This is a genomic window from Ornithinibacillus scapharcae TW25, assembly GCF_000190475.1.
GTDB lineage: Bacteria > Bacillota > Bacilli > Bacillales > Amphibacillaceae > Ornithinibacillus > Ornithinibacillus scapharcae.
Window position 1 is genome coordinate 21,215 of sequence record NZ_AEWH01000032.1, and the last position, 26,831, is coordinate 48,045.

General features: G+C 36.1%; 23 protein-coding genes. 2 read left to right on the top strand and 21 right to left on the bottom strand.

Translation table 11 applies throughout. The features are described 5' to 3' along the window. Positions 1 to 43 precede the first annotated feature (43 nt). From G5W_RS0107840 to G5W_RS0107880, 9 genes are read right to left on the bottom strand one after another with little or no spacing between them, the layout of a single operon-like run. Positions 44 to 2,848, bottom strand: coding sequence for a VWA domain-containing protein (locus G5W_RS0107840; protein WP_010095638.1), 2,805 nt, complete (start codon positions 2,846 to 2,848; stop codon positions 44 to 46). Continuing rightward, a complete protein-coding gene (locus G5W_RS0107845; protein ID WP_010095639.1) occupies positions 2,832 to 4,643 on the bottom strand; it encodes a vWA domain-containing protein in 1,812 nt (603 codons plus the stop codon). Before G5W_RS0107845 ends, G5W_RS0107840 begins: the two co-directional genes overlap by 17 nt. Before the next feature lie 14 nt (positions 4,644 to 4,657). Then, on the bottom strand, positions 4,658 to 5,530 hold the full coding sequence (locus G5W_RS0107850; protein ID WP_010095640.1) for a DUF58 domain-containing protein: 873 nt from the start codon (positions 5,528 to 5,530) through the stop codon (positions 4,658 to 4,660). Beyond that, the gene (locus tag G5W_RS0107855) at positions 5,527 to 6,528 is read right to left on the bottom strand and encodes an AAA family ATPase (RefSeq protein ID WP_010095641.1); all 1,002 of its coding nucleotides are present in this window, start codon (positions 6,526 to 6,528) and stop codon (positions 5,527 to 5,529) included. The genes G5W_RS0107850 and G5W_RS0107855 overlap by 4 nt, the downstream gene beginning before the upstream one ends. 3 nt (positions 6,529 to 6,531) lie before the next feature. After that, entirely contained in the window at positions 6,532 to 8,121 is a 1,590-nt protein-coding gene (locus G5W_RS23750; RefSeq protein WP_010095642.1) for a hypothetical protein, read from the bottom strand. Further along, positions 8,114 to 8,965, bottom strand: coding sequence for an ABC transporter permease (locus G5W_RS0107865; protein WP_010095643.1), 852 nt, complete (start codon positions 8,963 to 8,965; stop codon positions 8,114 to 8,116). The genes G5W_RS23750 and G5W_RS0107865 overlap by 8 nt, the downstream gene beginning before the upstream one ends. Beyond that, entirely contained in the window at positions 8,962 to 9,900 is a 939-nt protein-coding gene (locus tag G5W_RS0107870) for an ABC transporter ATP-binding protein (protein ID WP_010095645.1), read from the bottom strand. The genes G5W_RS0107865 and G5W_RS0107870 overlap by 4 nt, the downstream gene beginning before the upstream one ends. Next, positions 9,897 to 11,603, bottom strand: a complete 1,707-nt coding sequence (locus G5W_RS0107875) for a hypothetical protein (protein WP_029191059.1) — start codon at positions 11,601 to 11,603, stop codon at positions 9,897 to 9,899. The genes G5W_RS0107870 and G5W_RS0107875 overlap by 4 nt, the downstream gene beginning before the upstream one ends. Next, a complete protein-coding gene (locus G5W_RS0107880; protein WP_029191060.1) occupies positions 11,569 to 12,348 on the bottom strand; it encodes a hypothetical protein in 780 nt (259 codons plus the stop codon). Before G5W_RS0107880 ends, G5W_RS0107875 begins: the two co-directional genes overlap by 35 nt. A gap of 332 nt (positions 12,349 to 12,680) precedes the next feature. On the opposite strand from G5W_RS0107880, the gene G5W_RS0107885 reads away from it, so the two are divergent. Then, positions 12,681 to 13,217, top strand: a complete 537-nt coding sequence (locus tag G5W_RS0107885) for a ribonuclease H-like YkuK family protein (RefSeq protein ID WP_010095646.1) — start codon at positions 12,681 to 12,683, stop codon at positions 13,215 to 13,217. A 3-nt stretch (positions 13,218 to 13,220) separates the two neighbouring features. Here G5W_RS0107885 and G5W_RS0107890 read toward each other — a convergent pair whose 3' ends face one another. From G5W_RS0107890 to G5W_RS22760, 3 genes are all read right to left on the bottom strand, one after another. After that, entirely contained in the window at positions 13,221 to 13,877 is a 657-nt protein-coding gene (locus tag G5W_RS0107890; RefSeq protein ID WP_010095648.1) for a DNA alkylation repair protein, read from the bottom strand. Between the two features lie 70 nt (positions 13,878 to 13,947). Then, complete coding sequence (locus tag G5W_RS0107895) at positions 13,948 to 14,568, bottom strand: CAP domain-containing protein (protein WP_010095649.1); 621 nt, start codon at positions 14,566 to 14,568, stop codon at positions 13,948 to 13,950. 123 nt (positions 14,569 to 14,691) lie between these two features. Then, entirely contained in the window at positions 14,692 to 15,354 is a 663-nt protein-coding gene (locus G5W_RS22760) for a CPBP family intramembrane glutamic endopeptidase (RefSeq protein ID WP_010095650.1), read from the bottom strand. A gap of 221 nt (positions 15,355 to 15,575) precedes the next feature. Here G5W_RS22760 and G5W_RS23950 point away from each other — a divergent pair, with 221 nt between their 5' ends. Further along, positions 15,576 to 15,746 carry a hypothetical protein gene (locus G5W_RS23950; protein WP_010095651.1) on the top strand — a complete coding sequence of 57 codons (171 nt, stop codon included), beginning with the start codon at positions 15,576 to 15,578 and terminating at the stop codon, positions 15,744 to 15,746. A 49-nt stretch (positions 15,747 to 15,795) separates the two neighbouring features. On the opposite strand, the gene G5W_RS0107910 is transcribed toward G5W_RS23950, so the two are convergent. From G5W_RS0107910 to G5W_RS20745, 9 genes are all read right to left on the bottom strand, one after another. Next, positions 15,796 to 16,659 (bottom strand): 5'-3' exonuclease, encoded by an 864-nt coding sequence (locus G5W_RS0107910; protein WP_010095653.1) that lies wholly within the window; start codon positions 16,657 to 16,659, stop codon positions 15,796 to 15,798. A 15-nt stretch (positions 16,660 to 16,674) separates the two neighbouring features. Then, complete coding sequence (locus tag G5W_RS0107915) at positions 16,675 to 20,289, bottom strand: dynamin family protein (RefSeq protein ID WP_010095654.1); 3,615 nt, start codon at positions 20,287 to 20,289, stop codon at positions 16,675 to 16,677. 195 nt (positions 20,290 to 20,484) lie between these two features. Beyond that, on the bottom strand, positions 20,485 to 20,958 hold the full coding sequence (locus tag G5W_RS0107920) for a CBS domain-containing protein (protein ID WP_010095656.1): 474 nt from the start codon (positions 20,956 to 20,958) through the stop codon (positions 20,485 to 20,487). Between the two features lie 280 nt (positions 20,959 to 21,238). Next, the gene (locus G5W_RS0107925; RefSeq protein ID WP_010095658.1) at positions 21,239 to 22,768 is read right to left on the bottom strand and encodes an acyl-CoA carboxylase subunit beta; all 1,530 of its coding nucleotides are present in this window, start codon (positions 22,766 to 22,768) and stop codon (positions 21,239 to 21,241) included. 19 nt (positions 22,769 to 22,787) lie between these two features. Then, complete coding sequence (locus tag G5W_RS0107930; protein WP_029191061.1) at positions 22,788 to 23,570, bottom strand: enoyl-CoA hydratase; 783 nt, start codon at positions 23,568 to 23,570, stop codon at positions 22,788 to 22,790. Positions 23,571 to 23,584: 14 nt separating this feature from the next. Continuing rightward, a complete protein-coding gene (locus G5W_RS0107935; RefSeq protein WP_010095660.1) occupies positions 23,585 to 23,800 on the bottom strand; it encodes an acetyl-CoA carboxylase biotin carboxyl carrier protein subunit in 216 nt (71 codons plus the stop codon). A gap of 19 nt (positions 23,801 to 23,819) precedes the next feature. Then, positions 23,820 to 25,169, bottom strand: a complete 1,350-nt coding sequence (locus G5W_RS0107940) for an acetyl-CoA carboxylase biotin carboxylase subunit (RefSeq protein ID WP_010095661.1) — start codon at positions 25,167 to 25,169, stop codon at positions 23,820 to 23,822. 36 nt (positions 25,170 to 25,205) lie between these two features. After that, positions 25,206 to 26,348, bottom strand: a complete 1,143-nt coding sequence (locus G5W_RS0107945) for an acyl-CoA dehydrogenase family protein (RefSeq protein WP_010095662.1) — start codon at positions 26,346 to 26,348, stop codon at positions 25,206 to 25,208. A gap of 77 nt (positions 26,349 to 26,425) precedes the next feature. Continuing rightward, on the bottom strand, positions 26,426 to 26,831 hold a 406-nt coding region (locus tag G5W_RS20745), incomplete at its 5' end, for a TetR-type transcription factor C-terminal domain-containing protein (protein ID WP_010095663.1).

Consider the following 26,831-nt stretch of genomic DNA (forward strand, 5'->3'; position numbering starts at 1 on the left):
ATTATATAGAATCCTTATTAGCAATGTCAATACTTTTTGAAGATTATCTATTCTTTCTATTTTTAGCATCCAATAACCGCTTCATACGATCATCCGATTCTACATTCTCTGGACGTTTTTCCTGTTTGCTAGGTTTATTTTCGTGCTTCTTAGCAGCTATAGTTTTGGAAGAATAATCACTATCCGTCTTAAGCGTTACGGAAGATTTCTGTTTCGGTTCTTTTATTTTGACTCTTTTAAGCTGTTCAAACGTTTGATTGATCTTTTCTTTTTTCACTTTCTCCTCTAAATCACTTTTATCTCTGAATCTCGCGAATCGATTTATTATGGCAAGTAAACCAAACCTTCTAATTGCTATTTCTAGAAAGAAAAACAGAAATGCGGCAAGCAAGAGCTGCATAAATATCGGCTGTTGATTGGTTTTTTCATTACGTAGCTCCCGAAAAGCTTCCTCTGGTTCTTTCAGTATGATTCCCCCACTTATTTCAGTCATATCTTTTAAAAGTGAATCATTTTGACTCGCTAATTCAAACTCTTTGGAGTATGGAATAACAATTCCCGTTTGATACGTGCCGACAACTTTATCTTGATCTAACTTCGATAATTGGAGAAAATAGATACCTGTGTCTGCTTGGAACGTAACTTCATGTTCTCCTGGTGCTGTTGGCCTAATTTGACTTTCTATCTCGTTTCCATTCTCATCGATAATAGTAGCTTCAAGAGGAAGTAAATCTTCATCTTCTGAAGAGACATGTAATGTAATCTCTTTACCGTTATTTTGTTGCTCTATATAATACCTCTCTTGTTGGTAATTTGGTAAGCTCCAAGACATGATTTCATTCCAAAGTGTTGGCCAGTTTTCCCATGTGACAAAATCACCTGCCCATTCCCCACTTACATCAGAAGTCCAGGCGACTGTATTTCCTAAACCATATTGCCATCTCGTCAACACAGGATCATTTTTATCACTAACTAAAACAGATTGGGCTCTTGCTTTAGGCTCTGTCGCAATATAAACATTCATTTGTGGCATACCATCCGCAAATATAGGACTCCACTCTGTACCTTCTATAAGGGTAGGATAAAAAGGGTTATCCTCAATATAGGTTCTTGTTGTTAATAATGTCTCCCTAGAAAGGATGCTTGGGATGGTAGAGGCGTCTTGAACATCATAATATCGACCCGTACCCTCAAGGGCTAATTCCTCTAATAATGTACGGTCTGCATCACTTCCAATTGCTACCGTTGAAAGTGTGATATTACTCTTAAGCCCTTCTGAAATCAGCTCATAATAATCCATATTGGTAGCGGATTGTCCGTCAGTAAGTAAAATGATATGCTTCCGCTTCAAATCAAGATTTTCCAATTGTTCATAGGCAAGAGCTAATGCCGGGAAGATATTGGTTCCTCCACCTTCTGTAATAGATCGTATATTCTCTGCTGCTTCTTTCTTATCATCCAACGGCCCTGTTTCAATAATTTGCCACGGTTGATCATCAAATGCAATAAATCCAAGTGTATCTTTCTCACGTAGTAATTCGACAGATCTAGCTGCAGCTTCCTTCGCTAGATCCATCTTATAGCCACTCATACTACCTGAACGGTCGAGTACAATGATTAAACCGAGCGATGGCAGCTCTTTTTTGCCTTTCAAATCCATTTCAACCGGTAAGATTTTTTCAATAGGTGTTTTAAAATAGCCTCCCAGTCCATAGCTCATATTTCCACCTGTCATGATAAATCCTAGTCCAAAGTCTCTTACAGCACTCTCGATGATTTCCATTTGTTGTTGGGTTACATCAGTTGCTGACACATTACTAAATATAATAGACTCATATTCTAACATTCCCGTTAAGGCAGTCGGTATAAGTTTTGGGGAAATGGTATCTACTTGTAAGTCAGAACCACGAAAAACAGAAGCGATGTTGTTGGCTTCACCCTCTGACCCTTCAACGATTAAAACACTTGGTGTTCCTTTAACATTAGAAATAGAGTGACGGACATTATTTTCTGGAATGCCATCATCTATCGAGTCTATTTCCGCCCGAAAACTATGTGTACCTGTAGCTTCCACTAAGTATTGAAACGACAATACATTGGTCCCCTGTTTGATTTGTACCTCTTCATCAATAATGACTTCGTTATTCTTACTGATCCTAACTCGTGAATTGGTGTCGACTGTACTTGATATCGTCGTATTCAGCGTTGTTTGCTCTCCGAGAAATAAATCTTCAGGTACATCGAAGTCTTCTAAAACAATGTCTTTATCAATAGTAGTAGTAAAAGGTATCACATCGACTTCAATCTGTTGTGATTTTACTAGTTCGATTTGTTGTTTTACATCACCAATATTCTCATTACCATCGGTTAATAAGACGATACGCCCATTATGATTAGAGGAAAGAATACTATAAGCTACCTGTAGCCCCTCCTCTAAATTCGTATAAGAAGTACCTTCTACAATATTGTTTGCAACTATACCTTTTTCCCGATTGGAAATAGCTTGTGCTACTTGCCCATTTTCAGCAACTGTAACAATACCATAGGAATCCTTTTGTCCCATTGCTTTAATTGCTTGTTCAATAGCGCCATACATTTCTTCCTGTTGATTCTTCACGCTTTCGGAATGATCGACAATAAATATAGTTGTAACCCCTTCAACATTATGTTTCAGTTGTGGTCCTGCTAATGCGAAGATAATGAGTGTATATACTAAAAATCGTATGCTCATCATCGTGTACTTCTCGAGTTTAGAATGAAAATTAGTCGTTTTCCAAAAGAAAAATAAGGCAACAATAACCGGTAAGAATAAAAGGAGGAACAAGGGTTGATCAATGTGTAATCCCACGACGATATACCTCCCATTCTAAGAACAATATGAGTAATGCAAGAAATACAAGCCAGGGCCATATCTCATTCGGTTTATCTTCATTATTTTCACGCGTATTAACATTGGAGGCTTCTAGTGTAAAATCCTTTTCAGGCTGAATGTATTTCTCTTGTGTATCAAGCGTTACTGCAAGTAATTTTTCTGTTCGGTTACCATTGACTTCATCAACCACACGATATAATCCGGGTGAACTTGGGGCTTGGATACTGGCTTTATCCAAATCTAATTCCGCTATTTTTTTACCGTCTTCGTTTACAATCATGGAGTTAGATGCGACTACTTCATGGGTAACTGAAAATGTTTCAAGTGGCTTTACATAACCTAATGTATCCTGCTTTTCGTTCAAAAAATTAATAGCATTATATAAAAAGATTGGGAAACTAGCATGTAATGGCCAATCGGTATCTTCCATATCAAAACCTACAAAAACAATCGGATTCCCGTTATAATAGCCCTTACTAATTAACGGTCTATTCCCACTTGATAAAATGGTATCTAGTACAGGGAATGTATAAGGAAAACTAGATTGGATATAAACCTGCTCCATGTCCACATATTGATAGAGTGGATCTTCTTGATTGATTTGTAACGGTTCATTTAGGAAAGTCTTTTCCTGTACCTGCAATTTTTTTTCCACGACTGGTGAAAAAACAAGTGCCGGTCCATTTGGCCAATCCTTCTCTGGTATATCTTCCAGAACATATACCGCGTTATTATCTTCTATACTAGTATTTTTTTCATATTGCACGATATCCGTGCTAAAATAGCCTAATGCCTTTGTCGTAAATGGATTTACATCGCCAACTAGATGGATGGAAGGCGCTCTATCTTCTTTTGTAAAGGCTATTAACGAATTATCAGCAAGGTAATCATCATCATTCATAATAACTGCTTTGTAATAGCTTTTATCTGGTAAATTAGGAATTGGTAACTGTACTAATTTCCCAGGTTCTATTAATTTTTGAAATGTATGTAATGTTTCCCCATCACTCTCTATCCCAAGTCGAACAACACTTTCTGTTTCTTGTTCATTGAAAACCGTAATGATTCCATGAATGCCATCTTCTGTCTTGGAAATACCAAAAGTATGTAACGAGATGTTATTTCGTGTTTTTCCAATATTATGGACAGTTAACCTGTGTTCAAGGAACTCTGATGGCATTTCCTCTTTGACAACACCATCTGAATACAAATGGATTTCACCACTTGTATCGGCTAGTAATTGTTCAGCAAGTTGGACAGCTTTTGGAATATCGGAAAATTGATAGGATGGTTCTACACTATCTATTTTTCTAAGCATATCCTGTTTTGCCGTTTCATTAGCAAACAGGATGGTTGGTGTTTCTTCTGCTAGTATTACCGTCATCATCTGACTGTCTAACAGATCAATTAGTTCTTCTATCTCAAGTTTTGAGCGTTCAAATCGACTAATTTTTTCTTCTTCTAAAGTGGTCATTGTTGCAGAAGTATCTAGTATCACAACAATATGATCACCAGATAATTCATTCAGCCCGAAATATGGACGTGTCAATGCCAACATAAGAATGATCAAGATAAGTAGTTGCAGATATAGTAATAAGTGATTCTGTAATTTTTTCCACCATTTTGTTGCTTGCCATTCTTGCATGACCTGCTGCCAAAGTAGTGTCGAGGGAATAACTTGTTTATCATATTGTTTACGGAATAAATAGAATAGAATTACCCCGATGACGAATACCGTTAAAATAAAATAGATTGGTGTTATAAAATTCATGGAATCACCTCATTCTAAATCCAGCCTTTTGACGATAACTCTTGAAATAATACTTCTTCAATGGAATCCGTAACTAGACAGGGTATAAAACCAATGCCAAGTTCAAAACAGAATTTTTCCAGTTTTTCCGTATGGCTAGTTAATCGTTGTTGGTAGCTAAGTTTTACTGCTCTATTCATCGTGACATTCACGTTCTTTCCTGTTTCACTATCCAGTAATTCCAAATCACCTTGATAGAACGGATCTACTTCCTCTGGGGATAGTAATCGTAAAATATAGAGGTCTTGTTTATAGGCTTGTAGTTTTTTTAAAGCTATCTGTATCGTTTCAATCGGCTCTAATAAATCGCTTATAAGAACGGATATACTAGATTTGGGTTGTATTAGATGTTGTATTGATTCTGAAAAAGTGTTTGTCGCTTCACTCGACTTAATCGTATCAACATAATGCACAACTCGATTAGCAAATGCTTTTCCTTTTCTATAAGAAAATGGAGGGTTACTTGCTCCAACTGGAAATATTCCAACTCTATCATCTGCAGTGAGAGACATATACCCTAGAGCAGCTGCTAAACTTTTGGTGAAACGCCATTTTTCAGGGATAGTGCTCATGGATTTCGTACAATCCACATATATCGAAATGACTAGTTCTTGTTCGTCCAGAAACCGCTTTATGTAATGCTTATTGGTTCTAGCATAGATGTTCCAATCTATTTGACGAAGGTCATCGCCAGGCTGATATTGTCGATAATCAGAAAACTCTAATGATGTTCCCTGTCTATTGGACCTTCTTGCACCTTTATGGTGACCACGTTTCATATTTTTCGTTTGAAAACGGTGCTTGCCTAATTGGTGCATCACCTTACTTGTTAACAATTCACTACTCATGAAGACTCACCAATATGCTTAAGAATTTCATCGATAATTTCATCTGAAGTAATCCCTGTTGCTTCTCCTTCAAAATTAAGGAACAGACGATGTCTTAACACAGGCCTAGCCGCTTGCTTTAGGTCTCCTAAGGATACATGAAACCGACCTAAACTTAATGCTCTCACCTTGGATATTCGTATTAAAGCCTGTAAGCCACGTGGACCAGCCCCATAACGAACATATTTCTTAACTTTTTCGGTACTTTGTTCCTGATTAGGATGTGTTGCCATAACGATATTGACAGCATAATCTAGCATTTCTTCCGATACTAGTATTTCCTTTGCAAGATGTTGTATTTCTTGAATTCTATGACCGTCTATTATTCTATTAATATTTGGTGTTTCCGTTCCAGTCGTATGAAGGATGATTTGTTTCAATTCATCTTTTGATGGGTACTGGACATCTATTTTCACTAGAAATCGGTCCATTTGTGCTTCGGGTAATGGATATGTTCCTTCTAAATCAAGCGGATTTTGTGTTGCCAACACGAAAAATGGCTCTGGCAGAGATTTCGTATCTCCCATCACAGTGACTGTTTTTTCTCCCATTGCTTCCAGTAGTGCGCTTTGTGTTTTCGGCGTAGCTCGGTTAATTTCATCCGCTAATACGATATTTGAAAAGATAGGTCCTTGATGAAACGAAAAGGTTTGTTTCTTTCCATCCTCGCTTGGCTCTATTAACATCGTACCTGTAATATCGGAAGGCATTAGGTCAGGTGTGAATTGGATTCTTGAGAAATCTAAATCCATCGCCTCTGAAACAGTTCGAACTAACATGGTCTTTCCTAGTCCTGGTAACCCCTCAAGAAGAGCATGCCCTCCCGAGAAGATAGTCCATAGAAGTTGGTCTATTATTTCATCTTGACCAACTATAAATGTCTTAATCTCTTTTTTAACATTTGCTATTTGTTCTACAACTTCTTGTAGCTCCCTTTCTTTTGCATCAACATCTATCAAGCTTCATTCTCCTTTCGGGTCTAAATCACTAAAGTAGTCTCTTACGACGTCTTCTAGGTATGTGGGTAACTCCATTCGATCGACACTATTTCGATACGTATCACGATATTGTCCATAGACTTCCTCATATGAACGAACATTTCCTCTAAGAACTAATCCATCTTTAGAGGTTTGGAAATTACTACTTCCTTTTCCTAATTCACCATAATCTTTTTCTAAATTCTCTTTTCCTTCTAATCTTTCAGGAATGGTTAACTCTCTTGAACCTTGCCCAATTCCAGCACCGGAACCTCCACTACCGGAGCCTGCTCCACTGCCTGCACCAGTTCCGTTACCTGAACCTGATCCGTTACCTGATCCAGAACCGTTAGCAGGGCCGTTTTCACTTGCTTGCCCATTGCCTGCACCGTTTCCATTTGAAGAATTATTGGAATTATTAGCAGAATTATCACCTTGCTGTGGCGTTCCTGGATTTTCATTCTGATTATGCTCACTAGTTTGAGGTTGCTCCCCAAATGCAAGTTGATTGGAATTCGTGAGCCCATTTTGGTACATAGTTTGCTGTAGCGCACTTGCTAAACTTTGCAATTGTTCCTGTAGAGATGCTAACCCATCAACGGAGTTTGCACTCTCCAGGAGGTTATTTAATTCCTCCCCCAATGCTGTTAACAATTCATCAAGCTGTTCATCTGTCATCTCCGATAAATTTGAATTTTCCTGTGCTAATATTTCAGCAAATAATTCCTCTAATGCCTGTTGATCTTCTTTCGGCAATGATTCTAGCTCATTATTTTTGATATTTTCCATTGCGGCATCTAATTTCTTGGAATCAAGGCTTTTCAAGGCATCCGATAACTCATCTAGTCCTTTTAAGTTTTGTGCCACTTCTTTTAATTTCTCCTCATTTTCTTCAGCACGTTGCTTTTCTTTTCCTAACGCTGCTTCTTGCTTTAGTAGTTCTTCTAATAGCTGTTTACTATCTTCCACTTTTTTGGTTTTATCTTCTAGTTCCTTTAGTTTTTTCGATTGATTTTCATCTGCTATTTTTTCTAGATTCTTTTTGGCATCTTCAACTATTTCTTCTTCTATTTCTTTTTCTATTGCAAGTTTCATTGTGTTATTCGGAAAGAAGGATAAAGTTACTGTGATGGTAAGAAAAAGAGCGAAGGCTAAAATCGGTTTCCAATAGAAGAATGTTATCTTTTCATCTTTTATTGCAATACTAGCCTTCTTCATCTTTTCAATTGTAGTTCTGCGTTGTAGTTCAGCCATAACGGTCTGATCTTCCAAAAAATGAAGTGTGGTGGTAATATCGTTGTCTAGGACAAATCTATCGTAATATGAAGCGGCTTCTTGATTAGTTGGCCGCTTTATTAGAACATAAATTGAGATACCAATTAGCATGATGCAGAATATAACACTCATTTTCACCATAAGATGTGTGATCACAACAATTCTTGCTAGTAGCATGATAACAAGCATTATTAAAGCAACAGCAACTAAGCTAAAATGAACGTATTGGCTTATTCGCTGCTTCCATAATTTTCGTTTTGCTACTTTTAGTAAAGCAAAGAACTGTTGCTGTTCATTCATGTTTACCCGATCCTTTTTTGGCCTTCATTTTTGGCCTTAGTTTTTTGATACTAATCCAAAGTGATAGAATTGTTATACTTGCATAGGTGATGATAAAGCTAGCAACTAATGGGAAATCTATTCCCGTACGTTGTTGTATTTCTTGTAGCATATAAGGTTCGAACGATGAGATTAATATGATTGCTGGATTCACCATTGCTGTAAAATAAGGGAGTACCGTTTGTGAATTTTGATAGAAAAACATTTCAAAAAATACAATAGTCAAAAATGCTGTACCAGCAGTTAAAAATAAAGCTAAGCCATACGTAACAATAGTGGAAACGATGGTTCTTCGTATTAAGGTGGAAAATAATACGCCTAGGCTTCCAATCGTTATCATCGTAATGAGGTAATATCCAAACGTTGTCAATAATAGCGATGGTGAAACCCCACCAAATAAAAAAACAATACTATACAGTGGCATAGAAGAAATTATCATGAGTAAGAGATACGAGATAGACGATATCAATTTGCTCAATACAATGCTGGTTGATGACTGTGGTGTTGTTAAAAGTATATTCAGCGTTTGTCTCTCCCGCTCTCCACTAATCACCCCAGATGTCAAACCAGGTGTCATAAATAAGATTAATGCCATTTGCACAACCGAAAGTACCATAAACATGATTCGACTTTGCTCGGGACTAAATATGGCAACCTGGGAATACATCGTGTTCACTACTATAAACCCAATTGCGATTATTCCTAATGCAACTAAATAGAAGAATACCCCTAAGAATCCTTTAAAGGAACGAAAACGTAGCTTAATTTCTTTATTTAATACAGGATTGATCAATAGTGATTTCAAGAAAAATCTACTCCTTTCGTAATTTCTAGGAATACATCCTCTAAATCTGTCTCTTCTTCGGAAAAACTAACAATCTGCAGGTCTTTTAGAATGGCTTTCTTTAGTAGGTCCATTTGCTCTTCGTCCGTTCCAGTATAAGAAAATAATAATGTATCTTCATACTTATCATGTTTTATAATTCCTGATATTTTAGGATCATCTTCAAAGAATGCTATAGCCTGGTCTAGTTGCCCCGATATACGAACATGAATAATCTTATTCGCTTGTAGCTGCTTCTGAATGGATGCAACGGAACCAGATGCCACCAATTTACCATTAGTGATGACACCAATCTCATCACACATTTCAGCAAGCTCAGGAAGAATATGGGAAGATATAATGATTGTTTTACCCATTTTCTTTAATTCTTTTAATATCTCTCTCATTTCGATTCTAGCTCGGGGGTCAAGACCAGAAGCAGGCTCATCTAAAATTAATACTTCAGGGTCATGGATTAACGAACGAGCAAGGCATAATCTTTGCTTCATTCCTCGTGATAATACATCGACATATTCATCTTTTTTATTGGCTAGATTAACGAGTTCTAATAGTTGTGGGATTAATTTATCCCTTTCTGATTTTGGTATTCCGTAACTGGCGCCATAAAAATCAAGATATTCTACCGTCTTAAATTGGTCGTATACGCCGAAGAAATCGGGCATATAACCGATATGATTTCGCACTTTTTTAGGTTCTTTTGTCACATCATAACCATTCACATAGGCAGTACCTGATGTTGGTGCTAGTAAGGTTGCTAAAATAGAGAAAGTTGTAGATTTACCAGCACCATTATGACCAACAAAACCGAAAACAGTTCCTTTGGCAATTTTTAAGTTTAAAGAATCGAGTGCTGTAAAAGAACCATATTTTTTTGTAAGATTTATTGTTTCAATCATTGATTATACTCTCCTTCCAAGTTGAGAGTCGGTATTTGTACTAGTGGATCATTCATACCACTTTTTTCAAATCTTACTACTATTTTTCCGTCATCCGCTATGAAATCTCCTGGATTATCTTCAAATGTGGTTTGATTGCCTTCTAATGCTTTGTACTCTCCCTCTTTGACATTGTATATACTGAATGTTGCCTCATTCGAGCTCGGGTGACTTAATCTGAATTTGTTTACTTTAATACTATCCAAGTTTAGTTGAAGTGGGATTTGATAGGTCAGGAGGTAATTCCCTTGATCGACTTCAACATATCCTTCACCATAAAGTAAACCGTTATGATAAATATTGCCAGTAGAAGAGTTGGCAGTATCGACACTCAATTCCGGTATGATAGTATTTTGACTAAATTTAAACTCTCCTGCCTCAAGAGAACGTATTTCGACATCGACCATTTGTGTAATCAACGATAATGATTGTACTGATTTCACTTTTTTATCGGACTCCAATTCTATTATTGGTTCTGTAACGTAACCAGCAATTAATGGCTTATTGAAGTTCTTTGGTTGAACATCAAAATACATAGCAGAATCTAATAGCTCATATTTCTTCCACTCTTTAATTGTTTCTTTGTCTTGTGGTTCAGAATATCCACTATATCCTCCAGAGTATGTATGACCAGGTATCACCTTAGAAGCAATATTTGCTCGAGGGGCTCCAATGAGATTTTGAATGTTTTTAGTATCTAACTCTAGTTCAATCTCAGTGGTCTCTCCAGCTTTTATTTCTCCCAGTGGATACGAATTGGAACCACTTAATAAATAGGCATCTGTTAAATCAAATGCTAGTTCACTTTTTACAGTCCCTTTTAGTTTATTATTTTCAATCCATAAATCGGAATTCAACTTACCAGTTTCAAGTGAATGAATATTGCCCATTGCTGATCGGATAGACCAGAATTCCACTCCGTTAAAGGTTATTTTAGATTGCTGTCTACCAATTTCGATCATAGCAAGATTGCCCTCGGCTTCATCTGGACCGTAATTATAATTTTGCATCGGATATGGCTGAAATCCTCTTGAATTAATTGTAACGGGGTAGTCCCCTGCATTATTACTTAAGATGGAAAATGCTCCATAACCATTTGCAGTACCTTCTTCATCGATCGATAAGACGCTTATATGATTAATTTGGGAACCACCGATTCGATCCTTTGCTCCTACTACGAATATAGCAATACTAGAAACAATCGCAACAGCTGGAATGATGACCCATGATATTTCCCGTTTGTCTAACTTTTTTAAAAGGAAATAAAGTCCTGGTATTAGTAATACCAGATAGACGATATATAAGGTAACTAATACCTCTACAGGGATGAAAGAAGATGGATATATTTCTACGATATTGCTAAGGCGATACGGAATCTCATCTCTCATATATGCCCTGTTAACATCTTTATCAACTGTCTTCTGAAGTAATTTAGACCAGAATTGGTCATAGTCCTCCCATTTTGTTAGCGTCTCACTACTAATATTAAATGCAAATTGTGTAACTTCTCCCAAGCCGAATGACTTATTCATGACCATTGGTAGGTTATGGTCCGAATAGATAACATTTACATTATCAAGTAACTTCCCTGTATTGATTTCTACTTTATTGAAATTTGGTAGTTCCTCCTCATCTGAGGTTCCAAAAAAGTTTAAATTGTTCAAATGAGGTTTGCTTTTCTATCTCCATTAAAAAGAGTCTATGTAAAGCTTCATGCTGTTCTAACAACGGATCACTTCCCAGCATGATATGACCACCGGCTCGGACCCAATCCTGAATTGCCTGTGCTTGTTGATCATTGAGAGTGGAAACTTGATAATTATTAATTACCATGACATCGAAAATTTCTAAAGCTGTAGCATCTGATGGGAGGTTTTCTTTCGTAAGATTCAACAATTCAATAGAATCATTATTATATCTAACTGTTTTTAATACATTAAGCTCGTCAGGATTTTCTGTCAGTACACCAATAACCACTCTGTTTTCTTGAAAGAAAGTAGGTCGTTTCGTAGTGTTCCCTTTTAACGATACCTCTTTTCCACTTTCCCATCCTTCTTCATAAAACTTGACTAATTGTTGTTTGTTATTTTGCGTTCCATAATGATAGTTTTCATTTAATCCTGGGATAGAAACTTGTAATGTGGTTTCCTCTCCTTTTGGAAATTCAACGGGTACGACCATATTTCCAGCCGTTTCATAGTTAGGATTCGTAAAGAATACTAAGTCACCCGAAATGGTTTCACCATTGTTTTTCACAGTGACAGTTGCAGGGTATCCCTTTCCTAATTGAACCTTTCCATCTACTCCATAGGTAATGGAGATTTCTAACGAATCTTCTGCAGGAACTTCTACTGGTGCCAGTAAAAACAGTAAGCATAAAAGTAATGATAATCTCTTTATTAATCGCACGAATGACCCTCCTAGTAACATACAGAACTGAATATTTTTCTCATGAAAAAATATAGTATTTTTATTAACTATAACATAATGAATATAAAAAATAATCTACTATTTACAGATTTTTCCGTAATAGGAATGGATTTAAATACGATATAAAGCAACGGAACCTTTTATGGATACACTGCATTTCTATACATAAGAGCTTATTTCTGATGGTGAGAAAATTCGTCAAGCTGTTGGGCAATAGATAATAAAGAATATGTAAAAAGTGAAGGTGAAGAGAATAGTCATTGGAAATTTTGCTAAAATAAGAATAAAGCTCATTCCTAGGAGGGTCTATCATGACAAATCTTAGATTATATGACTTTAGTTTTCAAAATCTAACGAATAAGAGTATGACGTTTAATGAGGTTTATTATCATATCATACGATTTATGAAAAAAGATCCTACCGGTAGATACCGGTTGATATTTGGAACAGATTCCCAAGTTCATACCACATATACCCGATTTATAACAGGGATAGTCATTCAGTGTGAGTCAAAAGGAGCTTGGGCATGCATACGTAAAGTAATGGTTCCAAGAAAAATGATGAACTTACATGAACGAATTTCCTATGAGACCACTTTGACGGAAGAGGTTGTTTCCATGTTTACAGAAGAGAAAAAAGAGCAGCTAATCAATATCGTCCTCCCTCATATTTATAAAGGGTCATCCTTTACCATTGAAGGTCATATCGATATTGGCTCCTCTACTAAAAACAAAACAAGGGTCTTTGTAAATGAAATGGTTGGAAGAATGGAATCCTTAGGCATTGAACCTAAAATCAAGCCTGATTCATTTGTTGCAAGTTCCTATGCGAATCGTTTTACAAAATAATGGTTAAAGGTATTTACTACCTTCTCGAATACTAAGTTTTGCTAGTTCATGACTTTTTATAAATTCTTGAACGGAAGTTGGGTTTGTTTTAGAATATTCCCGTAGTGCCCAACCGATTGCTTTTTGAATAAAGAACTCTTTACTATCTACATTACGTTTTATGTATGTATACAATAGATCTTCATTGGTGTCTTCCTTATATTTTAATTGAAATAGGATTGCTGTTCTTTTAAGCCATATGTTCTCATCTGTTGACCATTTATTAATCTTGTTCGCAATTATTTCTGGATGCTGTCTTACTAATTGACCAACGGGTTTTTGTGCCAGCATATCAACGGTATCCCACCATGACTTAGTAGTAATAAGTGTTTGAAATAAATCAGTGTGTTCTAGTTCGATTTTACTTAGATTTCTATCCATATAGTCAAGTGCAATATATTGATATTCGCGTTCCTTCATTTCCCACAAGTCTAAGACTAAATCGACCTGAAACGGTTTTTTATTTAGTTCTAAATCCTTAAAGAACTCGGTTGAAATCTTCTTCCTATCTGGTGTTTTGATTCCTAAAAAAGGAAATAAGTTCCTCATATACTTCTCCATTTGAATTGCATTATGATTGTCTCGATTTTTCTCTAATTCTTCTATCAGTTTCGATATCATGCATACACACCCTTATATAAGTTAGGTCCAATCAGGATACCCTAAATGGACCTAAACTTGTTACTTCTATTTAAGAACCAGTAAACATTTGAACCCACGCTCCGTTATAATAACCAACTCCAATGGAGTCATAATTCCCATTTAGAATATTGGCTCTGTGTCCAGATGAATTCATCCATGCATTCATAACCTCTTGCGGAGTTTTTTGACCCTTTGCTATATTCTCACCTGCCGTACGATAACGAATCCCAAATGTTTTTAACATATCGAACGGAGAACCATAGTTGGGGCTTGTATGCGAGAAGTAATTGGAGTTAATCATATCCATCGCTTTTTTCTCAGCAACATTCTTAATGTCTGCCCTGTGAGTCAAAGCAGACAACCCGTGTTTGGCTCTTTCTTGGTTAACCAACTGTGCAACTTGTTCTTCAAAGGTTGTTGGACTAGTTGCAGTCGGTCTTAAACGAATAACTGATCCTATTTGCATGTTGGTTGGGATTACATTCGGATTCAATCGCATTAATTCGCGATAGTCTAAACCATATCGTTTTGCTATAAACCAAAAGGAATCTCCTTTGGAAACTTTATAAAAATCAAAAGGTGGTTCCTTGAACATTTTTATTTGAGCATTAGCGCCTACTGGAAAGGCTAGCAATACTACTAACAGCAAGGGAATAATTCTTTTTAGCATCTCACATACACCTCAATTTATTTTTTATTATTGTCATCCCCTGCTTCTATTTTTTCTAATGCCCCTGTACTAATGCATAAATTTAATTGGAACTTTATGTAAGAAGTCTTACATCCTTAAGATTTAGTAAAATAACGTTAACCCAATAAGGATAATCATGACATCAGCACAGATATGAATAATCCAAGAAGCCCAAATCGTTGCAGTTCTCTCATTAACCAAGTGAAATACTACACCAATTAACCAAAGTCCTATAAAACATATGACAATAATCAAAGGACTAAACCAAAGCATGATCATTGGGATATGGTAAGCAGCAAATAATAATGGACTAAACAGATATGCTAATCTTCTAGGTAAATTAAAGAAGATGAAACCTCTAAAGAAAAACTCTTCCAAAAACGAGTTACCAAATGTGATGTAGATTCCAACTATTATATATGTAGTTGTTGTAATACCTAACCTATTCGTTAAATCATCCATTATCGAATCCAGATTAATATAGGGTAAACATATGATATAAGCGACCAATAGTATAAAAGCTGAAGATGCACCTAAGGTTACAATTCGTTTCCACTCTTTATGAGTTATTTTTTCCATACTTAGTACATCTCGAAAGCGGAAATTTTGAAATATCTTTATATAAATCCAAACATTTAAGAAGAAGAGTGTAACCTTAATACCTGTTTTGATAAGATAATTGGTTTCAATCCCATGTTCAATGAAAGCAAGCAGACAACAAGTAACAAGCGTACTAACCATTATAAAGATTGTATTCTTTTTCATATTAGATCTCCTATTAGATACTGAGTTATAAGTTAAACATCATGACCAGAAATAACACAAATCCTAAATTATCTTTACATCAAGCTGGTGTGAAAGATAAAATGAAATTTTTGTCGAAAAAACGAATTAAAAATGTTTATCGGGGTATCATACATTCTGTAAGGTGAAATTGAACTATATCGTTATAATTTCACTTTAAAAATTTATTAGGAGGGTCAAAAATGGCGAAAAACAATAACCGCAACAACAACAACAATAACAACAACAATAACAACAATGATAATGTTGAGTTTGCGAATGAGTTTCTAAATGATAATTTAGATAACAACAACAACAATAACAACAAAAATCGCAATAACAACAAAAATCGCAACAATAACAACAACCGTTAATAGCGGTATGTAGGAAAGAAACCTGTATAATACATACAGGTTTCTTTCTTTAAGATAATAGCTTTTCTAAATGGTTCATCTTTAATTGAGTTAGTTTTTGTTTAACCTTTTCTCGGTTAACATTCCATAGGGCTTTTTCTAAGGAAACTTCTACCGGTACATCACAACGGATTTCTGCAAGGTTCCTAGATAGGTGCAACAAATCTAAGTTTGACTTTATTTTTGTTTGGATACCCTTAGGGAGAGTATCAATATTTTCCAATAAACCGTCAATTGATTGGTATTCTTGGAGAAGCTTCAAAGCAGTTTTTTCACCAATACCTTTTACACCTGGATAGTTGTCAGCGGTGTCCCCCATTAAACCTTTTAAATCAATGATTTGTCTCGGTTGGAGTCCTTTCTTCTCATAGAAGTTCTCACTATCAAATACTTCATAGTTCCCCATGCCTTTTCTCATAATAATGACACTTATGCCCGGGTCAATTAACTGAAGAATATCTTGATCACCTGTCAATATCATCACTTCATGATCATGTGAAAATTGCTTTGCTAATGTGCCAATACAATCATCTGCCTCGAAGTTCTCGATGCCTATGTTCGGCATATCAAATGCGTCCACTACTTCTCTCACAAGGTCAAATTGAGGTATAAGCTCTGTTGGAGGTTCAGAGCGATTTGCTTTGTAGTTATCATACATTGTTGTCCTAAAAGTCTTGCTCCCCATATCCCAGCAACAAATGACATGAGATGGTTGAAATGTATCCACGGCATCCAGTAGATAGCGGAAAAATTGATACACTCCGTTTGTAGGTACCCCATCTTCGTTTAGCATAAAGTTTCCTCTGTAAGATGTAGCGAAAAAGCCCCGAAACAGTAATGCCATTCCGTCTACTAATAATATTTTCTGCTGCATTTTCTGACACGTCCTTTATCGTATACTAGCCAATAATTCAACTATTTTCAGTTGTTTTTGCTCTAAAACATTTATATCTATTGTATCATCTAATACAGCTAAACTGTTATTAACATATTCTTCTATTTTTGACTGTAAGAATATCCCCATCTGTTCGAACAGCTTATTCCACTGTGTATCATATGCATTTATCATTTCCTGTTGTAATTGTTGGATATGATGGTGTATTTCTGGTAATAGTATTCGATAAATTTCTTCTTTTACCTTTTCCTTTTCGTTTTTTTCGAAGAATGATTTTGTACCTTTGAAAAGGGAAAACGCCTTTTGGAAAATTTGTATATCCAATTGTTGAAGCGGCTGCTTATACTCGGGTGTTAGGATTGCCTCTATCTCGAATGCAGGAATTGTAAAATCATGATCAATATCTGTACATGCCAATTGATATACTTCGATAAGGTTATCAAACTGTTCCTGTATAAATGCTTCGACCCTTAGCGACACTGCTCTAGCCTCTTGTAGAAGCTCATACCCGATATAATCTAGTAAATCAATCAAATTGATTTCAAACTGTTCCATCCCTTTCCGACCAGATTCTGTGATAGTAGTCGGATTAAATTTGTCCTTAAACATATCATGAAACCTTATACTATTTCGTTCTATCACGTAGTGAAGTTGTTTGGAAATTTTATCCTGAATCCGTTCAAAGTAAATTCTGCCATCAGTTGATGTTACTGTGCTAACTAATTGCTCTTTTCTAGTTACTAATTCAGATTTGTAATTTTCTTTTTCTTGTATCGATAAGTTTGCTTTTTGTAGGTAGTGACGGAATGTTCGTTCTGTCCTTTCTATTTCATGTATGGCAGACTTCACAGCTAATTGAGATAATTCATGATCAAGGAAAGAATAAAAATCCTGCTCAAATGAAGTAATCTGTTGATTTACTGGTTTAGCTGCGAGTTTTTCTTCTAAAGAAACCTTACTTGAAACGGGATACAACCTTGGATTTCGAACGCCAAGTTTTTGTAATTGCTCTTTTACATAATTTACAACTAGGGTCAGCTCTGAATCATCCTTAGCTAAGTCAGCAGCATTAATAATAAAGAACATTTTATCTAATTGGAATGAATCTTTTACCCTTCCTAATTGCATAACAAAGTCTTTATCGGCTTTCGTAATGGCATGATTATAATAGGTGACATAAAGGATAGCGTCTGCGTTCTTAATATAATCAAATGCAACATTGGTATGTCTTGCATTGACTGAATCAGCTCCTGGTGTATCAACTAAAGTAATGCCTTTTTGAGTAATCGAACAATCATAATACAAGTCAATTGATTCAACAAAACATGCCTTTGATTCATCCGTTACATAACCTACAAAGTCAGATAATTCGATTGTCAGAGATTGACCCAATGTATCTCGATGATCATTATAGCCTTTTACAATTGCAAGTACATACGATTGAAACATCTTACTGAGTTTATCTTGCTGGTGAATTTTATGTTGATCAATCCAATCCATGAAATTCTCTAAGTCATTCATCTCTGGTGGATTAAAGTACTTTAAGATAGAAATCAAATCTTTTTTAATTGTATCCTCATTCTTTAAATGGATGCGAACTGTTCCGTGTTTATATTGCTCTGTAACTGGTATTATACGATTGATAACAGCTGTAGTTGGATTAGGGGATGATGGTAATATTCCCTCCCCAATTAACGCATTAGCAAAGGAAGACTTCCCTGCACTGAACGCGCCAAATAAAGAAATCGTCATCTGTCGGTTTTGTAATTTTTCCTTTCTAAAAGTTAATTCCGTTACAAGTGATTGGAATGGTGGTAATTCTTGTATAAAATGAATCGTTTTTTCTAAAGCATTGATAACCTGTTGTGTTGTAGGTACAGATCCATTACTATCGGAAACTGTTTCATTTAAATGTTCCTGTAATTCGATTGGATTAGAACTTATGTTTAGTTGATTAGTTCCTTTTATATAATCAATTGGTGCTAACTTCTTTTCAAGGATATTCTCTATTTCTTTCGGGTAATTTGGCGCATAAAGCTGTTCCTCAAGGAGATTAATTCGATTATGCAATTGTTGTTCCATTAACTTATATTGTTCCAGCGAATGTAGTATTTTTTGGTGTTTCTTCAATTCATTTTGATATTGGTTTATTTTGTCTGACAGTTCAACTTCTATTGTAGCTAGTATTTCAGTTAAAATGTTTCTAGCTGCAATTCGATATTTAGTTTTGATTAGATGTCCTAGCTCATTGGTATAATTAAGTACATAGTCACCATTTATTTTTGCCCCCCGTTTGATTAATTTCATTAAATCATCTTCTAATAAGGAAACAGATAGATGTTGTACTTTTGCTAGGATGCCATGATTTGTAATTGAATAGGATCTTAGTAGTTCACCTATTTTCTCACGTAACTTCCATTGTATATTTGTTTGCATACCTTCCTGAACCATTGCCAGAAAATCTGCCATTCTTCGCGCTTTTTCCTCCTCAGTTTTTTTCTTGGATCCGATTAGACCGACTTTAAATTCTTTTTGTTGCGATTCTAAAAAGTTCAATGCCTGATCACGAATATTAGCCGGCATAAGGTATGCGTTTTTTAGAGTTTGGTCAAGATTAGTGTTATAATCTTTTTTAAGTTCATTAGGAATATTTTCTAGTCTCTCGAGTTTATGCTGTATGTCTTCTACTTTTATCAAAACACTCTCATCTTGTTGTGCTTGATATAATGTTGACGCCTCAACCTGATGCATTTCTTCTAAGTATTTCTTGTGTTCAGCCATGATGTGTCGAACAGATGCATCAATTCGTTGTATCCGCTGATCATGGAAAAGTTGGCTGATTTTTTCCTTTATCATTGCTAATTGATTATGAGGTGAATCCATCTTCATTAGCGATGAAAAATAGATTTCTTCAGGTGATAATCGCCATTGTTCAAACGTTTGTTTGACACTTTCCTCAAATTGTTGGAAGGTTAGTTCTTTCTCATTATGTTTATCAATTTGGTTAATGATAATGTAAAATGGAATATTCATAGATTGAATATTTTTCAAAAAGGTTAAGTTCATTTCAGATTGAACATGGTTATAATCCATCACATAAAACAAAACATCCACAAGATGTAAGGAAGATTCCGTAATGATTCTATCGGTATCATCGGCTGCATCAATACCAGGTGTATCAAGAATTGCACAATTATTAGGAATGATGTCCTGCTTAGAACTAATTTCAATTTTGCTAATGATATCCTTATCTTTACAGTATTCTTTTATCATATCCAAATCGTAAGGTTCATCATATTCGATAGGTTCATCATTATAAAAATATACTCTTGCTACCCCTTCACCAGATGTAAGTTTAACGATATTTGCACTGGTTGGAATGGGACTCTTTGGTAATATTTCTGTACCAATAACTGCATTAATAATAGAAGATTTACCAGCTGAAAAATGACCTGTAAAGCTGAGTACATATTCATCGATTTGCTTCTTCTTATAAAGATCAATTATTTTATTCGCATTTTTTACATCACCATTTTGTTGTAGTACATGGTAAATACCTATTAAATTCTCATATTCTAGTACGGAAGCGTTTTCTTTAATTGCCCTCACCTTTAAATTAACCCCTTTGTTCCATATAATATGTGTTTATTATAACGTATTACTATACGGTTTTACTACCCATTAAAGTACACACTAAAATTGGAAATAACGTAATGTCGTGTAAATAAAAAAACCGAACGTTTGATAAGTGACACGTTCAGTTTATTATGAAATAATACACTATATTTAGAGGACCTAATGGACTTATAAAGAATTATCACGCAGGATAATTTCATTCGTAATATGGCGAAGTAAATCCCCCCTACTGATGACACCAATTACTGTTTCGGTATTATCTAGGACAGGAATTTTCTTAAAATGATATTTCGAGAATAGTCTTAACGCATCATCTAATTCACATTCAGCATCAATCGTCTTAATATCTTTACGCTTCATCATAATGGAAACAGGTTTTTCTAATGCATATTGTAATTTATCTGTAAGCTTCTCTGGTTCACTTACCATAACAATCGAAAACATATCAAACACTGTCTGGCTATTTGGCTTAAGGTAACGAATGACATCTCCATCACTTACGACGCCTACAAGTTTATTATTCGAATCAACTACCGGAACACCACCGATTCTATAGGATACTAAAATCTCTAAGAGTTCTTTTATAGAAGTGTTTTCTTTGATACTTATCACATCGGTTATCATAAATTCTTTTACCTTCATCGTCTCACCATCTTGTGTCAGTTTTGTTATACTTGCACCATGGCTGTTACATATTCTTTCTATTAACAGTCATTACCACTAATTTATTTCCAAAGTCAATTTACCTTATACAATATTATTTTGTTCCAATTATTACTTTTTAATATAGATAACCCTTTTAGTTTACATAATAAAATTATGGTGAACAGATGTGGTTTTTATACTTTAGTATATGTTTACAAAATAAACGGTGGATAATTAAAAATGCCTCATAAGGATTTCTCCAAATGAGGCATCGTCATTATACAGGATACACACCATGTTTTCTTTCTGTAAAGACTACATTCTTTGCATCATATATACGGTAACGTTGAATTAATTCTTCTCTAAGTTTATTCGGTTCTATAATGGCATCAATAACCATTTCACTAGCAAGACGATAAATATCAATATCATCGCGATATTCATCTTGTTTTTCTTTTATAAATGCAGCTCTATCCTCTTCTGGAAGTTCCGCAATTTTATTCGCGTATACTGCATTCACTGCCGCTTCTGGTCCCATAACAGCGATTTGAGCTGTTGGCAATGCCAAACAACAATCTGGCTCAAATGCAGGACCCGCCATAGCATATAATCCCGCACCATAAGCCTTTCTCACAATAACAGAGATTTTTGGCACAGTTGCTTCACTCATCGCTGCAAGCATCTTAGCTCCATGACGAATAATACCAGCCCGTTCTACCTTCGTTCCAATCATAAAGCCGGGAACATCCATTAGGAATAATAGCGGTATATTGAACGCATCACATAATTGAATGAACTTTGCTGCTTTGTCTGCAGAATCTGGGAAAAGCACTCCGCCTTTCATTTTAGGCTGGTTGGCGATAATGCCAACTGGTTTACCATTCATTCTTGATAATCCAGTTATTAATTCAGGTGCAAATTTTTTCTTTATCTCACAAAAGGTATCTGCGTCAATGATTCGATTAATAAAATCATACATGTTAAACGGTGCATTTTGATTTTCTGGTATGATTTCCTCTATTGACTTCTCAAATTTCATTACATCTTTCGGTTCCATTGGTTGTGGTTTTTCTCTAAAATTTTTCGGGAAATAGCTTAAATATTTTCGAGCATAGTCAATTGCGTCTGGCTCCGTCTTTACTAAAACATCCCCAACACCAGAAACAGAACAGTGCATTCTCGCGCCACCCATTTCTTCTAGTGTTACTTTCTCGCCAATTACTTTTTCAGCCATACGTGGTGAACCAAGATACATCGAGGCATTCCCATCAACCATGACCACAATGTCACAGAAAGCGGGGATATACGCTCCGCCTGCTGCCGATGGTCCAAATAGTAAGCAGATTTGAGGCACACGACCAGATAACTTAATCTGGTTGTGGAAAATACGTCCTGCCCCACGTCTACCCGGAAACATCTCAATTTGGTCTGTAATTCTAGCACCTGCTGAATCAACAAGGTACAACATTGGTAATTCTAGTGTCATAGCTGTTTCTTGTATTCTTAAAATCTTTTCTACTGTTCGTTTCCCCCAAGAACCAGCTTTTACAGTAGAATCATTTGCCATTACACAGACGTCCTGGCCATTAATTTTTCCGATTCCTGTAACGACTCCATCCGATGGAAGGGAATCGTCCATGCAGTTTGCAAAAAATGCATCCTCAATATCTATACCTTCATCAAATAATAGTTCAAGCCGTTTACGGACAAATAGCTTTCCTTTTTCTTCATTTTTCTGATGGTATTTTTCATGACCACCTTTTTCGATGTGTGCTATCCTTTTTTGTAATTCTTCTATATAGGACATGATAAAACCTCCTTCTTCGTTAATTACCCTGATAATTTGGGGTTCGTTTTTCTTTAAAGGCATCTAACCCTTCTAGACGATCATTTGTCGGAATGGTTTCTTTATAGCATAGATGTTCAATCTCTAATGCGTTAGTGAGACTGACTTGCATTCCTTGGTTAATAGCCGTTTTAGCTTGACGCAATGCAATTGGACCGTTCTTTGCAATCGTTTTTGCCAGATCAAGTACTGTTGTACGTAAACTATCACGCGATGTGATCCCTTCTATTAAACCGATGGCGTTTGCCTCTTCAGCAGTTATTGCTTTTGCTGTATAGATTAATTGTTTTGCACGGCCAATACCGATTAGTCTAGGTAAGCGCTGCGTTCCACCTGCTCCTGGGATGATAGCTAATGATGTCTCCGTTAACCCCATTTTTGCAGTATCGGTCGCTATTCTAATATCACACGCTAATGCCAATTCAAGTCCTCCGCCAAATGCAACCCCGTTTAATGCAGCGATTACAGGGGATTTCATCTTTTCTACTGCATCAACAGTTTTTCCAATGTAACGTACCGCATCAATAACTTGATCGTTACTCATCCCTCTTCGCTCTTTTAAGTCAGCACCTGCACAAAAAGCTTTCTCACCAGCACCTGTAATAACCGTACAGTATATTTGCTTGTTTTGATCTATTTCCTGAATAATGCCATATAAATCCTCTAATAATGCTTTCGACATAGCATTAGCAGCTTCTGGGCGATTAAGTGTAACAATAGCGACATGGTTATCCAATACCTCTAAGTTTACGAAACTCATGATTACCTCCTAGATTTTTACGCTTCAATAATGGCGATAACATCACCTTCGTTTACAAAGTCTCCTTCAGCAACTTTAATCTCTTTAACTGTACCGGATTCTTCAGCCGCGATTGGAATCTCCATTTTCATAGATTCTAAAATAACAATATCCTGATCTTCTTCTACGGTATCACCTACAGCTACTACTATCTTCCATACATTACCCGCCATCATTGCTTTAACTTCTTGCATATTAATTCCTCCTAAGTACTTATTTTTTCAATAAATTAAAATGTTCTTCAATGAATTTAGTTGTTGTATTACCTGATAAATACTCTTGGTGATTGGTAATTTCTATTAGTAACGGGACATTCGTCTTAATTCCTTCAATTCTAGTATTCATTAACGTTTCCCTTAATAGATTAATAGCTTCCTCTCGTGAAGTCCCTTTCACAATTAGCTTACTAATCATTGGATCATAAAACGGTGTTACATCATAATTACTTGTAACTGCCGACTCTAGTCGTATGTTTTCGCCTTCTGGTACCTCAAAGGTTGAAATGTAACCAGGTGATGGGAAAAACGTTTTTGGATCCTCTGCATATATCCGTGCTTCGATAGCATGACCATGAATTCGTAATTCCTCTTGCGTAAAGGATAGTTCTCTCCCATTGGCAATATTGATTTGTTGTTCGACAATATCGATGCCTGTAATTTCTTCTGTTACAGGATGTTCCACCTGAATTCTAGTATTCATCTCTAGAAAGTAAAAGTTCTGGTTACTATCCACCAAAAATTCAATCGTACCAGCATTCGTATAGCCCAGCTCTTTAGCGGCACTTACAGCTGCTTTTCCCATTCTTTCTCTAGTAGACTCTGAGATAAAAGCGGAAGGTGCTTCTTCGATTACTTTTTGATTTCTACGTTGTATCGAGCATTCTCGTTCAAATAAATGAACAATATTCCCATGCTGATCAGCTAATAACTGGATCTCAATATGTCGAGCATGATCAATCTTTTTTTCTAAGAACATAGAACCATCACCAAAAAAAGTCTCTGCCCTTTTAGCATTACTATCAAATGCTTTCCGTAATTCGTCATCACTGTTTACAATCTGCATACCAATGCCTCCGCCACCAGCAGATGCTTTTAGCATAACTGGATAACCAATCGTGTTAGCTATCTCAATTGCCTCTTCAGTCGACTTAACAGCTTCTTCTGTTCCAGGAACAATTGGAACATTAGCTTTTTTCATTGCCTTTCTAGCTTCTATCTTACTTCCCATCAAATCCATTACCTTACTTGTAGGACCGATAAAAATAATGCCAGCATCCTCACACTTCTCAGCAAACCTACCATTTTCACTTAGAAAACCATAGCCTGGGTGTATGGCATCAGCACCAGATTCCTTTGCAACGGCAAGGATTTTATCAGCATTTAAATAGCTTTCATTCACTCTAGGCGGTCCAATCAAATAGCTTTCATCTGCCATTTGAACAAATGGAGCTTTCTCGTCTGCCTCGGAGTACACTGCAACTGTTTGGATACCCATCTTTTTACAGGTTCTCATAACTCGTAATGCGATTTCTCCTCGGTTTGCAATCAATACCTTTGAAATCATCTCTCCACTCCTAACCGAATATTTCCTAAAAAATAACTAGCATCCTAGCTGTCTAGCTATGACAAGTCGCTGTACTTCTGAAGTACCTTCCCCGATTTCTAGAAGTTTAGCATCACGTAGATAACGCTCTACTTCGTATTCACGCATATAGCCATATCCACCATGAATTTGGATAGCTTGGTTAGCAGCTCGGAATGCCGTTTCAGTTGCAAATAATTTCGCATAAGCAGACTCTTTCGTAAACGGCTTATCATTATCTTTTAACCATGCGGCTTTATACACCATGTTTCGCGCCAGTTCCACTTCCATGGCGATATCAGCTAGCTTGAATTGAATAGCTTGGAAATTTGAAATCGATTGACCGAATTGCTTACGTTCTTTAGCATACTGAAGCGCTTTTTCCAATGATGCTTGTGCAATTCCTAATCCAAGAGCAGCAATGGAGATTCGACCACCATCTAATGTATATAAGAATTGGCTAAATCCTTTTTTCTCATCACCTAAGAGATTAGATCTTGGAACACGTACGTTATCCAGTACTATTTCCGCTGTGTCTGATCCACGAACACCCATTTTATCGTAATTACTTGTAATCGTAACGCCAGGTGCATCTGTTGGAACGATAATAGCAGAGATTATGTTCTTACCTTTTTCGTTTTTTCCCGTTACTGCTGTAACTATCAGTGTTTTGGCAAAGCTTGCATTCGTAATAAAGCATTTCTCACCATTAATAATGAAGTCATCTCCATCCACTACTGCAGTGGTTTTCGTACCACCTGCATCAGAGCCTGCATTCGGCTCTGTTAGTCCAAATGATCCTAAGGCTTTACCCGATGCTAATGGTGTTAGAAATTCCCTTTTTTGTTCTTCTGTACCAAAGTAGTAAATTGGGCTTGCCCCTAGAGAAACTGCGGCAGCATAACTTAGTCCAGTACTCCCACATACTCGCCCTATTTCTTCGACAGCAATAGCGTAAGATAAAGTATCTCCTCCAGAACCACCATATTCTTCTGGGAATGGTATCCCTAATAATCCTAGTTCACCCATTTGTTCAAAGATATCTAAAGGAAATTTTGCTTCTGTATCAATTTCTATTGTTCTTGGACCTATTACCCCTTCAGCGAAATCTCGAACCATTTTGCGAATCATCGCTTGTTCTTTTGTTAAATTGAAATCCATTACTTCCCCTCCTCATATATTCAACAAGACCGACTGGTTGGTCTGTTTGTTACTAAAAAATAAACCTTCAGTGTAAACTATTCCGTTATAATAATAGCGCTTTCATTTGAATTATTTAAAATAGACCTCATGATCAAGTCAACATAAATATCTCCAATTTCATCAATGGATTTTTCTCCTGACTTTTTGTACCATTTATAGGTCCAGTTCACCATACCAAGGATGGCCATGCCAGTGATTTCTTCTGATAGATCCTCACGAAATTCTCCGCATCCTTTCCCTTCACGGATGGTATCGATAATAATATCTTTGAATTGGTCTCGTTTCTTTTTGATTAATTCTTCATAGTTGGCTTTTAAATAAACATTTTCCTGATAAAAAACAGAGATGTGTGGTTTATACAGATCAAATACTTGTACAAAGCTTTTAATGATAGCTTGTAGTTTTCTTGTAGGAGATTCATAGTGTTTTTTGCTATGTATG